Here is a 12,599-nt window from a genome sequence, read left to right on the forward strand (position 1 = left end):
TTTCGCTCGCGACGTCGATGGTCGTCTCTCCCGCGGGTTATTCTGCGGCATATATAATGCATGTCGCCCGAAAGTGTGCAGCGGTTTCGGGACAACGACATGCTTTAGATACGCCGCAGGCCACAGCAAATAACCGGGAGGCCAGACCTTAAAAGTCCAGATCGGCGTAGTGGGAGGAAGGGGCAAGGCGCGGAATGCGTTCGCTGAGGAACGGCCGGAAGGAAGGACGGGATTTCACCCGCTGATACCATTCCTTGGCAATCGGCGCTTCGAGCCAGTTGATCTCACCGAGATAATCCAGCACCGAGACCGCGGCAGCCGCGGCAAGATCGGCATAACTCAACCGGTCGCCGGCAAGCCAGGTGCGCGAGCCGGCCAGCCATTCCAGATATTTGATGTGCTGGCGAATGTTGTTGCGGGCGGTGCGCAGCAGCTTGGAATCCGGCGGTCCGCCACCCTGCGCCGCCGTCATCTGCAATTTATAGACCCGTTCCCGCACCAGCGGCCGGGTCACATCGTTTTCCATCTTCTGCAGAAACCATTCGGTCAGGCGGCGGATTTCTGCGCGCTGAAACGGGTCCTCGGCAAGAAGCCGACGGTCGCGCTTCAGAACCCCGTGCGTTTCATCGAGAAATTCTGCAAGCACATAGGGCCCGCTCAGCGAGCGCATATTGTCGTCCAGATAGACCGGCAGGGTGCCGGCCGGATTGAGCGCCAGAAACTCCCGCCGTCTTTCCCACGGCTGCTCTTCCACGAGATCGGTCTGGAACCCGTATTCCGCGAGGATCAGACGAACGAACCGGGATGCGGTCGACATCGGAGAGTGATAGAGAGTTGGCATCGGTACTCAATTTTTACGATTGGTTGTCATGATCGGCATTTGCCGAAAAACTTTTTCAGTTTCGCTTCATCAAGACGCTATAAGAGCTTGGCTACTTTAAAACAAGTTTAACGCAATTGCCTTCCATTGCCACTTTCCCCCTGAAAAGAAGGATACCTCATGGGTGACCAATCGATCATCAGCGCGCTTCTGCTGGGCATTATCGAGGGTCTGACGGAGTTCATTCCCGTCTCCTCAACGGCGCACGTGCTGCTGGCCGGGCATTTCCTCGGTTTCAAATCACCCGGCAACACCTTTGCCGTTCTTATTCAGCTTGGTGCGATCCTTGCGATCCTTCTTGTTTATTTTCAAAAGCTTGTGTCGATTGCGCTCGCTCTGCCGACAAGCGCGAAAGCGCGCCGCTTCGTGCTGGCCGTCGCTCTCGCTTTCCTGCCGGCGGCGATAATAGGTGCTTTGGCGCATGACTTCATCAAGACCGTGCTGTTTGAAACGCCGATGCTCATCTGCGTGGTACTGATCATCGGCGGCGTCATTCTGCTTGCGGTCGACCGCATGCCGCTGAAGCCGAAATATACTGACATCATGGATTATCCGCCGTCGCTTGCCTTCAAGATCGGCCTCTTCCAGTGCCTTGCGATGATTCCCGGCACGTCGCGGTCCGGCGCCACAATCGTCGGGTCGTTGCTGATGGGAACGGACAAGCGCTCCGCCGCCGAATTTTCGTTCTTCCTGGCGATGCCGACCATGCTTGGCGCTTTCACGCTCGATCTTTACAAGAACCGCGATGCGCTGAGCTTCGATGACGGCGCGCTGATCGCCGTGGGTTTCATCGCCGCTTTCGTCTCCGGCCTCTTCGTCGTTCGCTCCCTGCTGGATTTCGTGTCACGGCGGGGCTTTGCACCCTTCGCCTGGTGGCGCATCGCCATCGGTTCGCTGGGACTGATCGCACTTCTGGTTCTGGGTTGAACCAGGGGCGGGAATAATCTCCGTTCGCGACGAACGAACAGAAAAAGAAAAAGCGCCCCCGGAGAACCGGCGGCGCTTTTTCTTTGAAACTTTTAAAGGCCGATCAGTTGGTGCTGATCGAAGCCGTTGCGCAGGGGTCGACGCCATAGGCGGGAGCGCAACCGCTCTTACCCGCTGCAACCGTTCCCGGCGCCATGAAAGAACCCGCCAGAACCACCAAAGCCGCACACGCAAAAAAGAGTGCGATAGATCTGCCCATTTTATGATTGCCTTTCAGACGTTCGTTCGCGCGGATCATGCCGCCGTGTGTGAATTGAGTGGTCGGGATATGTTTGGAATGTGGCGAATATCAATAAAGCAGCTTGTTGAATACCGGGTTAATACGAAGTCTTTTCCACAGTTGCGCTTGTGCCACGCTTGCCTGTGGAGGCCGAACCGCCGTTAACTTTTACCCGGCTTTGCAAAGCAGCCCTGGTTCATTCAACACCTCCCCTGCAGTTGAGGGGAAAATGCACGAATAGCGGTTTGGTTGCAATTGAATTGCGCAAAAACAAAAAGCGGGAATGGCTCCCGCTTTCGTTTATGGTCGATGAGGCTGAAGGTGGGCTTCAGGCCGCTTTTCCGGCATTGGAGAACTGGCCGTGCGGGCGGTATTGCACCATGTAGGAAGGCAGAATGGACGCGACGCGAACGGGGGTGATGCCGATGCCTTCCAGTGTCAGGCCGTTCTTTTCGGCGTCAGTGGAAACGACATTGTCCTTTTTCAGCATGGTCACCTGATCGGGCGTCAGCGGCGGCGCAATCAGCGGCACCATTGAAGCGATCTTGCCAATCATCGACGCGACGCCGAAGGGCAGGTTGACGAAGGGACGCTCCCGATAGGTCGCGGCAAGAACCGCCTCGAGACAGTCACGGAACGTCATGACATCCTGACCGCCGAGTTCATAGATCGCGCCGGGCTTCAGCTTGCCATCGACGCCAAGGGCGACGGCTTCCGCGACATCCTCGACATAGACCGGCTGGAACCTGGTTTTTCCGCCGCCGATCAGCGGCAGGAACGGCATGCTGCGGGCCATCTTTGCGAACTTGTTGAAGAAATCGTCTTCCGGTCCAAAAATGATCGACGGGCGCAGGATCACGGCGCCAGGCAGGATGGAATGAATGGCGGCTTCGGCGCGGCCCTTGGTGCGGCCATAACCGGTCGGCGAACTGGCATCCGCGCCGATGGCGGAGATATGCGTCAGCGTCGCGCCGGCGTCGCGGGCCGCTTCTGCAATAGCTTTCGCGCCGAATTCCTGTACGGCGTCAAAGGTGTTGCGGCCGCTTTCGGTCAGGATACCGACGCAATTGACCACATGGTCGGCGTCTTCCACGGCTTTGACGATGGAATCACGATAACGCAGGTTCGCCTGGGCGAAGGAAATCTGGCCGACATTGCCGAGCGGCTGCAGGAAACCGGCGAGATCCGGGCGGCGCACGGCGACGCGGATGCGGTAACCGCGCTTCGCAAGTATCCGCACGACATGCCGCCCGACAAAACCCGAACCGCCGAAAACGGTGACGAGGGGTGGAAGGTTGGCCAAGGTCATGGGAGGCTCCTCAGAAGCTGTCGATAAAGCGTTTTTCAGTCTCTTAGCCCAAAGCCGCGCGCGCGTGAAGAGATGTTGTCGCGAGGTCAGGAGCCGGTTTGGGAAATGCGGTTGACGGTCGTCAAATTCCTTCGACGATCATCATCTCCGCATCCGCGACCTCCTGGCGGATTTTAGCGGCTGCCTGATATTCGGGAGAATTATAGCAGTCGATGGCGTGCTGCACCGAGGGGAACTCGATGACGACGTTGCGTGCACGCGCCTTGCCCTCCAGCTCGGTCAGCGCGCCGCCACGGGCCAGGAAATTGGCGCCGAACCGCTCGAAAGCGGGCTTAGCCGTCGTGACATAGTCCTTGTAACGCTCACTATCGCGCACATCGACGCGGGCGATCCAATATCCCTTTGCCATTTCATCTCCTCCGATTGTCGTTACTGATTGGCCGGAAAGCTGGCGCGCAGCATGTCGTCAAGAATGGCGCGGGCCGCCGCTTTCGGGTCTTCCGACCTGACGATCGGGCGGGCGACGACCAGATGGCTCGATCCGGCCTTGATGGCGTCGTAGGGTGTCATCACGCGCTTCTGATCGCCGGGATCCGCGCCGGCCGGGCGAATGCCGGGGGTGACGACTGCAAGGTCCGGACCGAGGATTTCGCGCACGGCGGTCGCTTCTTCCGCCGAACAGACGATACCGCCCATGCCCGCCTCGCGTGCCTGCTCCGCCCGGCGCAGCACCAGCGAACGGGCGTCAGAGGCATAACCCGCCTCGGCGAGATCGACGTCGTCCATCGAGGTCAGCACGGTGACGCCCAGCAGGCAGAGGCCGGAGCCCTCGGCGGCCTTGACGGCAGCGCGCATCGCCTTGGGGTAGGCATGTAGCGTCAGCATCGACATGCCCATGCGGGCGATGTTTTCGACACCGGAGGCGACGGTGTTGTCGATATCGAGCAGCTTCATGTCGAGAAAGACCTTCTTGCCGCTCTGGACAAGGTCGCGCGCGAATTCGAGACCGCCGGCAAAGACCAACTGATAACCGATCTTGTAGAACAGAACCTCGTCGCCGATTTTCGACACGATGTCTTCGGCCTGCTGCACAGTCGGAACATCCAGCCCGACGATGAGTTTTTCGCGCGCGGTCATTGTCTTATCCCTGCCATGTTTCCATTGCCGTCCAGTCGCATGTGGGGGACGCGGCTGCAAGTGAAAAGTCGGCGATGGGGAAGCGAAAGAGATTGCCGCCGCCAGGCGGCTGGTCCTTGCTGCGGCTGATGCCGCGGCCTTCGATATGGCATTTCAGAAGCGTACCCACGCCACCATGGCCGACAAAGGCAATCGGCTGCTGCGGGTCGTGCCGGTCAAGAACCGCTTTGACCGCCCTGACGATCCGCGCCTGCGCGTCGATTGCACGCTCCCAGCCGTGAAAACTCTCCTCGGGATGGGCGAAGAACCAGTCCGCCGCCTTTTCGAATTCCGGCGGCGGCAGGAAGCCGGTGGCGGACCGGTCGTTTTCATGCATCGCCTCGACGATATCCATTTCCGCCCCGGAGGTTTCAGCCAGGATTCGGGCGGTTTCGATCGCTTTGGTCTCGGCGCTGGAAACGATGCGGCGCAATGATCGTGCCCAGGGCAGGCGGCTTGCCTCGCGCGTCCGCTCGGCACCCCTGTCCGAAAGCCCCCATTCGGGAACGGGAACAGCCGGATCGATCTTGACCTGGGGGTGGGTAATGTAGAGCGCATGCATGGCAATCGGTCCTCAAGGGCGATGGAAAAGGGCAAATCGGCACCCTAACCATTCGTCACGACCGGGAAATGACGGGTTCCGGCACTCTGTTGAATATCAGGCCCGCGTATAGGTCCACAATTGCGCCGGCGGAATATTGCGCACGATGAAATCGAAATGGCGGATGTGGTAGAGATGCGGCTGCGCGACGATGGGGGAAATCGGTCCGTAGGATATCTGCACGACGGGGCGGCCATGGGGCACGCGCTTCAGCAATTCGTCGAGAAGCTTGATACGGGCGGCCATGGGGAAATTCAGCATCGGCACCGCGGAGACGACGCTGTCGAACATCTGGCCCTTGTGTTCGCCAAGCGTCGCATCGAGATCGAAGGCGTCGCCATTGACGAAATTGACGCCCGGATAGCTCCTGAGCAGCTGATTGTAGAAATCGGTCGAATATTCGATGGCGGTCAGGTTCTCCGGCTTGATGCCGCGCGCCAGAATGGCCTTGGTGATGACGCCGGTGCCAGGGCCGAGTTCGAGAACCGGCAGGCCGGAATGGGGATTGATGACACTCGCCATTTTTTTCGCCGTGATGGACGATGTCGGCACAATGGCCCCGACTTTTTTCGGCTGGCTGACCATGCCCTTGAAAAAGCGGATTTCTTCTTCAAATTTCTGTTCAAGCCGTTGCTTCAGGTTAAGTGCCATAGTTCCCTCAGATGCTTTTGGTCATTGTCAAAAAACTGTTACGCAATGTTGATCCCATTTGGCGCAAAAACAAGGCAAAATGTCGTAACTGGAAAAATTCGCTTACGGTTCGAAATGCGCTGTCGCCGAATCAAAAAAAGCCGGTGAAGCGTTCCACCGGCTTTTTTGATGAAATTTGCGGAAAATTCCCGTTTCAAACGCGCATCGGCATCAGAACATAAAGCGCATCGTCACCGGCGGTGTCGCGAACGAGCGTCGGCGAGCCGGCGTCGGCCAGCAGGAAAATCGCGTCGTCGCCGGAAAGCTGCGAGGTGATGTCGAGGAGATATTTGGCGTTGAAGCCGATTTCCATCGAATCATTGTCGTAACCGACAGCCACTTCTTCCGTAGCACTTCCCGAATCCGGGTTGTTGACGGTCAGCGTCAACTGGCCGTTGGTGAGCGCGAGCTTCACGGCGCGGCCGCGCTCGGAAGAAATGGTCGAGACGCGGTCGACAGCCTGCGCGAAGGTCTGGCAATCGACGCGCATTTCCTTGTCGTTGCCGGTCGGGATCACGCGCTGGTAATCCGGGAATGTGCCGTCGATCAGCTTCGAGGTCAGAACGACCGAACCGATGGTCAGGCGGATTTTTGCATCCGAGACTTCGACGGTGACTTCCAGCTCAGGGTTGTCCATCAGCTTCTGCAGCTCGCCGACGGTCTTGCGCGGAATGATGATGCCCGGCATGCCTTCGGAACCGGAAGGCGCATCCACATCGGCGCGCGCCAGGCGGTGGCCATCGGTCGCGACGGCGCGCAGCTTCAGGTCGCCATTGCTTTCGATGGTATGGAAGAAGATGCCGTTCAGGTAATAACGCGTTTCTTCGGTCGAGATCGCAAATTGCGTCCGGTCGATCAGCATCTTCAGGTCGGTCGCCTTCAGTTTGAAGGTGTGGCTGAAGGTGCCGGCGGTCAGATCAGGGAAATCCGTTTCCGGAAGGCATTGCAGCGAGAATTTCGAGCGGCCGGAAGCAACCGTCATCGAGGAGCCGTCCGGATTGGTCGCCAGAAGCACCTCGGAACCGTCCGGCAGCTTGCGCACGATTTCATAAAGCAGATGCGCCGGCACGGTGGTGGCGCCTGCCTGCTCCACCATGGCCGGTGTCGCTTCGGTGATTTCGAGATCGAGGTCGGTCGCCTTCATGTCCAGATTGGCGCCGGAGGCGCGCAGGAGGACGTTGGACAGGATCGGGATCGTGTTGCGACGCTCGACGACCCGGTGGACGTGGTTCAGCGATTTCAGAAGGTTCGACCGCTCAAGAGTAATACGCATGGACGCTACCGCTTTCAACCGTTGCGAACCGGCCACCGCCGGATCGGCAAGAAGAGTCTTCACCGGCCAGAAAGCCGGATAATGTGGACGGGCAAAATGGCAGAGTTATTGCAGGAAATGCAAGAGCCGAGTGCATCTGCCGCGGGTCATTTTGCTGCTATACAGCATGATCCACAGGCTGGGGGCGTCCGTGGACCTTGTTCGTCGGTTTTCTATTGCCCATAAAGAGAGGAAACCAGAGCGACCGGCCGCGAATAATCGGCCAGAATGATTGGAAGCCGTGTGACGGAAGAAATATCGAACAGCGACTTGAGAGATGCGACAAAGAGCTTCAGGATCGGCACGGCCACCATTCCGGCGCGGCCGCTGGAGCCTGCGCTCTATCTCGTGGCCACGCCCATCGGCAATCTTGGCGATATCACCATCCGCGCGCTGGAAACGCTGGCCTCGGCCGATGTTCTCGCCTGCGAGGATACCCGCGTCACCCGCATCCTGCTCGAACGTTACGGCATCCGCACCCGCCCGCTCTCTTATCATGAGCACAATGCAAACGAAGCGGGGCCGAAGCTCATTGCGGCGCTTGAGGCGGGAAAATCCGTGGCGCTGGTCTCGGATGCCGGAACGCCGCTCGTTTCCGATCCCGGTTACCGCCTCGGCCAGCTCGCGCTCGAGGCCGGGCATCGTGTCGTGCCGGTGCCGGGAGCATCCGCGCCGCTCGCCGCCCTCGTGGGTTCGGGAATGCCGAGCGACGCTTTCCTGTTTGCGGGCTTCCTGCCGGTGAAGGATCGCGGCAAGCGCGACCGTTTTGCCGAACTCGCGAAAATTCCGGCCACCTTGATCTTCTTTGAATCGCCGCATCGCATCGGCGCTTCCGTCAAGGTCGCGTCCGAAGTGCTCGGCCGCGACCGCCGCGCCGTGGTCTGCCGCGAGCTGACCAAGACCTTCGAGGAGTTCCGACGCGGCACGCTGGGCGAGCTTGCGGATTATTACGGTGGTGACCGTGTGGTGAAGGGTGAGATCGTGCTTCTGGTGGAGCCGCCCTCCTATGACGAGATTCCCGATATCGAGGATGTCGAGAAGCTGCTGAAGGATCTCGTCGCCACCATGCCCGCCGCCAAGGCGGCAGGCGAAGCGGCGAAGCTGACGGGCCTGCCGCGCAAGGAGCTTTATCAAAGGCTGCTGGATATGAAGGAAACGGATGGCCGCTGAGGGGCGAAGCAATAAAAGGCGCAAGGCCGAGCGACGTGGCCACGCCGCGGAATATTGGGCGGCACTTTATCTGCTGCTGAAGGGATATCGTATCCTCGCCATTCGTTATCGCACCCGGCTGGGGGAAATTGATCTCATCGCCCGCAAGAAGGACCTCGTCGCCATCGTCGAGGTCAAGGCGCGAACGTCCGGCGAAGGTGCCGTGGATGCTGTCGGTTTCCATTCGCAGCAACGCATTCGAGCGGCGGCCGATCTATGGCTCGCCCGTCGCAAGGATGCCGCGCGGTTTTCGCTGCGTTTCGATATCATCGCCGTTTTGCCGCGACGCCTGCCGCAGCATTTTATCGACGCCTTTTAAGGGGAGGGAAACAATGTCCACCGAGCGGGAAAAAATGGCCGCGGGCGAATGGTACAGCTGCATGGATGCCGAGCTGGATATATTGCGCTGGCGGGCACGAGGGGCCGTCCACCAGCACAATACGATGCCGCCGGATGAGCGCGGGGCAATGGCCCCCTTGCTACGGGCTCTGTTCGCTTCTGTTGGCGAAGGGGCATTTATCGAAGCGCCGTTTCATTGCGCTTACGGCTTCAACATCACGCTGGGCAAAAATGTCTATCTCAATGCCGGCTGCACCATTCTCGATTCCGCGAAGGTTACGATAGGCGACGGTGCGATGCTCGGGCCTGCGGTGCAGATCTATTGTGCGGAACACCATCTGGACCCGGTGCCGCGAGCGCAAGGCATTGAAATCGCAAAGCCTGTCACGATCGGCCGTGATGTCTGGATCGGCGGCGGAGCGATCCTTCTGGCTGGCATCACCATCGGTGACGGAGCGATTGTCGGCGCCGGTTCGGTGGTGACGCGCAATGTGCCGCCGGGCGTGACGGTGGTTGGAAATCCGGCTCGGCCCATAAAGCGCATGGCCGACTGAGATTTTCGTCAGTCGCTGTAATAAATCTGACATCGAACTGTCAAAGAGGCGTCATGGAACGTCTCTATTCGCATCCTCATCCCAATAAATGGTGGAGAGGATTTAGTAATGTTGAAGAAGATTTCCATGGCCGCAGTGGCCGTCAGCATTTCGGCGACGTCTTCCATGGCTGCTACCAACATCACCTGGTGGCACGGCATGGGCGGCCGCAATGGCGAAGTCATCAACGAAGTCGCCCAGAAGTTCAATGAAGCCCAGAAAGAATGCGCTCTGACGCCGGTTTCCAAGGGCTCCTATGAAGAAGCCCTGGCCAGCGGCATCGCTGCTTTCCGCTCTGGCGAACAGCCGAACATCCTCCAGGTTTTCGATGCTGGCGCCGCCACCATCATCAACGCCAAGGGCGCTGTCATTCCCGCCGAAGATCTCATCAACAAGGCCGGTTACAAGTTCGACCGCGACGCCTTCATCAACGGCGTGCGTTATTTCTATGCTGCCGCTGACGGCAAGTTTGTCGGCATGCCGTTCAACTCCTCCGCCCCCATCATGTACGTCAACGACGAAGCCCTGAAGAAGGCCGGCGTCGAAGCCCCGAAGACCTGGGAAGAGTTCGAGCAGGTTGCGCCGAAGCTGAAGGAAGCCGGCTACATTCCGCTCGTTCAGTCGCAGCTCACCTGGCAGTTCACGGAGAACTTCTTCTCCCGCAACAACATCCAGTTCGCCACCAACAATAACGGCTACGACAGCGTCACCGACACCAAGCTCAAGGTCACCGACCCGAACCTCGTCATGATGTTCGACAAGCTGAAGGACTGGAAGGACAAGGGCCTGTTCGCCTATTACGGCGCCGGCTGGAACGACAACCAGAAGCCCTTCGAAGAAGGCAAGGTCGCGTTCTGGATCGGTTCTTCGGGCTCCTTCGGCGGCCTGCAGAAGACGGCGACCATGCCGTTCTCGGCAACCTTCCTTCCCTACTGGGGCTCCATCAAGGGTGCCGGCACCAACTCCTTCATCGGCGGCGCTGCGCTCTTTGCAATGTCTGGCAAGTCTGAAGCCGAAAACAAGTGCGTGGCCGACTTCTTCCAGTTCCTGACCTCGCCGGAAATCCAGGTCTTCTACCACAAGGCAACCGGTTACGTCGCCATCACCAAGGCCGCTTACGAAAAGGCCAAGGCTGAAGGCTTCTACAAGGAAAAGCCGGTCGCGGAAGTCGGTATCCAGCAGCTCTCGCTGCCGGGCGGCGAATGGTCCAAGGGCTACCGCCTCGGCTTCTACCCGCAGATCCGCGCCGTCATGGAACGCGAATATAACCGCATCTTCTCCGGCGAAGTTACGCCGAAGGCTGCTTTCGAGATCATCGAGAAGGAAGGCAACGACCTGCTCGCCCGTTTCGCCAAGACGGCCGGCTGATCGCCTGTTTCGAAACCAATGACCATTGCCGAGCCTCCTTTCCCACGGAAGGGAGGCTCGCTCTCGGATAAGGAAGCGCAAGCGTGGCCTATACATCGTCTCAACCGCGCCGGTTTTTGTCCGGCTGGTCCGCAAAGGCTGGAAAGCCAGCCAAACCTGTCGACGCCGGTATGAAGCGCGTGCAGTTCTCCTCGTCCTACGTACCTTACCTGTTTCTGGCACCGCAGCTTGCGGTGATTTTCATCTTCTTCTACTGGCCATCGGTTCAGGCCATACATTCGTCCTTCTATATCGAAGACCCGTTCGGTTTCGGCGCTTCCTTCGTCGGACTTGCCAATTATTCGGATGCGATCTTCAGCGCCGAATATCTCAGCATCGCCAAATTCACGGTTGTCTTCACCGTGCTGGTCACCTTCTTTTCGCTGGCGCTCGGCTTGCTGCTCGCCGTCAAGGCCGACGCGGTCATTCGCGGCAGCTCGACATACAAGACGCTGCTGATTTCCGTCTATGCCATCGCGCCGCCGGTCGCCGGTCTCATCGGCATGATGTTTTTCGACCAGCATATCGGCCCCTTCGTCAAAATGGCCGCATTCCTCGGTTGGGACATGAAGGTCGGCCTCAACTATTTCGATACGGCCTTCGCTATGATCGTCGTCGCGGTCTGGAAGCAGATCCCTTACAACTTCATCTTCTTCCTTTCGGGTCTTCAGGGCGTTCCGGTCTCCGTGCGGGAAGCTGCCGCCATCGACTGCCGTTCGGGCTTTCGCCGGTTCTGGACGGTGATCATGCCACTTCTGGCGCCCACGGCCTTCTTCCTGCTGATCATCAACATCACCTATGCGCTCTTCGACACGTTCGGCGTCATCGACGTGATGGTGAAGGACAAGGCGGCCAACAATCCGATCACGCTGGTCTACAAGGTGTTTCTGGATGGTTTCCGCGGCAATGACATCGGTGGCTCCTCGGCCCAATCCGTCATCCTGATGCTGGTCGTCTTCGTTCTCACCATCATCCAGTTCCGCTTCATCGAAAAGCGCATCCACTACAATTGAGGGAAAAGACCATGTACAAGACAAAACCCCTCGATCATCTGGTGCTGATCATCGGCGCGCTGTTCCTGATATTGCCGGTCATCGTGGCCTTCATGACCTCCACCCACACCGCTGCGGAAATCCACCGCAGCGGTCTGACGATGATTCCCGGTGACAATTTCATCGAGACTTATGAAAAGGTTCTGACCCAGAAAGGCGGCTTCACCGGGCAGATCACGGGTCTCAACATGGTGCTGAATTCGCTGATCCTCGGCATCGGTTTTGCCGTCGGCAAGATCGTCCTGTCAATGACGGCGGCCTATGCGATCGTCTATTTCCGGTTCCGGTTCGCAACGCTCGCCTTCTGGATCATTTTCACGACGCTGCTTCTGCCGCTCGAAGTGCGCATCATGCCCTCCTACGAGGTGATGAGCAAACTTGGCCTTCTGAACTCCTATACCGGCCTCATCGTGCCGCTTCTCGCTTCGGCGACAGGCACCTTCTATTTCCGGCAGTTCTTCAAATCCGTGCCGGAGGAGTTGCTGGAGGCTGCCCGCATTGACGGCGCAGGGCCGGTGAAATTCTTCATCGACGTTCTCATCCCGCTGTCCCGCACCATGATGGCGGCGATCTTCATCATCATGTTCGTTTATGGCTGGAACCAGTATCTCTGGCCCATGCTGATGACGACGGATGAGGGCTTCTTCACCCTGATGCGTGGCATCAAGTCGATCCTGCAGGTCTGGGTCGGTTCGCAAATTCCCGATTACAACGAAGCTTTCGCGCTCGCCGTGCTGGCTATGCTGCCGCCGGTGCTGATCGTCGTCATTTTCCAGCGCTGGTTCATCAAGGGCCTGACCGAAAGCGATAAATAAGGAGACCGA

13 protein-coding genes and 2 pseudogenes are annotated in these 12,599 nt (G+C 58.8%); 8 read left to right on the forward strand and 7 right to left on the reverse strand.

Annotated features, from left to right (window positions below; all coding sequences use genetic code 11):
* Nucleotides 1–148: 148 nt before the first annotated feature.
* The gene (locus L904_RS01140; RefSeq protein ID WP_003520121.1) at nt 149–841 is read right to left on the reverse strand and encodes a glutathione S-transferase family protein; all 693 of its coding nucleotides are present in this window, start codon (nt 839–841) and stop codon (nt 149–151) included.
* Nucleotides 842–1,000: 159 nt separating this feature from the next.
* Here L904_RS01140 and L904_RS01145 point away from each other — a divergent pair, with 159 nt between their 5' ends.
* Nucleotides 1,001–1,807 carry an undecaprenyl-diphosphate phosphatase gene (locus L904_RS01145; RefSeq protein WP_035264095.1) on the forward strand — a complete coding sequence of 269 codons (807 nt, stop codon included), beginning with the start codon at nt 1,001–1,003 and terminating at the stop codon, nt 1,805–1,807.
* A gap of 608 nt (nt 1,808–2,415) precedes the next feature.
* Here the strand turns inward: L904_RS01145 and L904_RS01155 are convergent.
* The 6 genes from L904_RS01155 to dnaN form a co-directional block, all read right to left on the reverse strand.
* Nucleotides 2,416–3,396, reverse strand: coding sequence for a complex I NDUFA9 subunit family protein (locus L904_RS01155; protein ID WP_020809807.1), 981 nt, complete (start codon nt 3,394–3,396; stop codon nt 2,416–2,418).
* Between the two features lie 121 nt (nt 3,397–3,517).
* Complete coding sequence (locus L904_RS01160) at nt 3,518–3,805, reverse strand: DUF1330 domain-containing protein (protein ID WP_003520118.1); 288 nt, start codon at nt 3,803–3,805, stop codon at nt 3,518–3,520.
* A 20-nt stretch (nt 3,806–3,825) separates the two neighbouring features.
* Nucleotides 3,826–4,533, reverse strand: a complete 708-nt coding sequence (pyrF, locus tag L904_RS01165; RefSeq protein ID WP_020809806.1) for an orotidine-5'-phosphate decarboxylase — start codon at nt 4,531–4,533, stop codon at nt 3,826–3,828.
* 4 nt (nt 4,534–4,537) lie between these two features.
* Nucleotides 4,538–5,134 (reverse strand): histidine phosphatase family protein, encoded by a 597-nt coding sequence (locus tag L904_RS01170; protein ID WP_020809805.1) that lies wholly within the window; start codon nt 5,132–5,134, stop codon nt 4,538–4,540.
* A gap of 96 nt (nt 5,135–5,230) precedes the next feature.
* Nucleotides 5,231–5,824: a phospholipid N-methyltransferase PmtA gene (pmtA, locus tag L904_RS01175; RefSeq protein ID WP_003520115.1), complete on the reverse strand. Its 594-nt coding sequence runs from the start codon at nt 5,822–5,824 to the stop codon at nt 5,231–5,233.
* Between the two features lie 193 nt (nt 5,825–6,017).
* Nucleotides 6,018–7,136 carry a DNA polymerase III subunit beta gene (dnaN, locus tag L904_RS01185; protein WP_031233744.1) on the reverse strand — a complete coding sequence of 373 codons (1,119 nt, stop codon included), beginning with the start codon at nt 7,134–7,136 and terminating at the stop codon, nt 6,018–6,020.
* 267 nt (nt 7,137–7,403) lie between these two features.
* Between dnaN and rsmI the strand changes: the two genes are divergently transcribed.
* The 7 genes and pseudogenes from rsmI to ugpE all read left to right on the forward strand — a co-directional run bounded on the left by rsmI (nt 7,404) and on the right by ugpE (nt 12,590).
* Nucleotides 7,404–8,345 (forward strand): 16S rRNA (cytidine(1402)-2'-O)-methyltransferase, encoded by a 942-nt coding sequence (gene rsmI, locus L904_RS01190; protein WP_020809802.1) that lies wholly within the window; start codon nt 7,404–7,406, stop codon nt 8,343–8,345.
* Nucleotides 8,335–8,703 carry a YraN family protein gene (locus L904_RS01195; protein WP_020809801.1) on the forward strand — a complete coding sequence of 123 codons (369 nt, stop codon included), beginning with the start codon at nt 8,335–8,337 and terminating at the stop codon, nt 8,701–8,703. The genes rsmI and L904_RS01195 overlap by 11 nt, the downstream gene beginning before the upstream one ends.
* A gap of 34 nt (nt 8,704–8,737) precedes the next feature.
* Nucleotides 8,738–8,878, forward strand: a pseudogene (locus L904_RS28570) (maltose acetyltransferase domain-containing protein); the annotation flags it as partial.
* Between the two features lie 222 nt (nt 8,879–9,100).
* A pseudogene (locus L904_RS28575) lies at nt 9,101–9,265 on the forward strand (DapH/DapD/GlmU-related protein); the annotation flags it as partial.
* Between the two features lie 120 nt (nt 9,266–9,385).
* Nucleotides 9,386–10,684, forward strand: coding sequence for an extracellular solute-binding protein (locus tag L904_RS01205; protein WP_020809799.1), 1,299 nt, complete (start codon nt 9,386–9,388; stop codon nt 10,682–10,684).
* An 83-nt stretch (nt 10,685–10,767) separates the two neighbouring features.
* A complete protein-coding gene (locus L904_RS01210) occupies nt 10,768–11,736 on the forward strand; it encodes an ABC transporter permease subunit (protein WP_020809798.1) in 969 nt (322 codons plus the stop codon).
* 11 nt (nt 11,737–11,747) lie between these two features.
* Entirely contained in the window at nt 11,748–12,590 is an 843-nt protein-coding gene (gene ugpE / locus L904_RS01215) for a sn-glycerol-3-phosphate ABC transporter permease UgpE (RefSeq protein WP_020809797.1), read from the forward strand.
* Nucleotides 12,591–12,599 lie beyond the last annotated feature (9 nt).

The organism is Agrobacterium sp. LY4, assembly GCF_001526585.1.
Lineage (GTDB): Bacteria > Pseudomonadota > Alphaproteobacteria > Rhizobiales > Rhizobiaceae > Agrobacterium > Agrobacterium leguminum.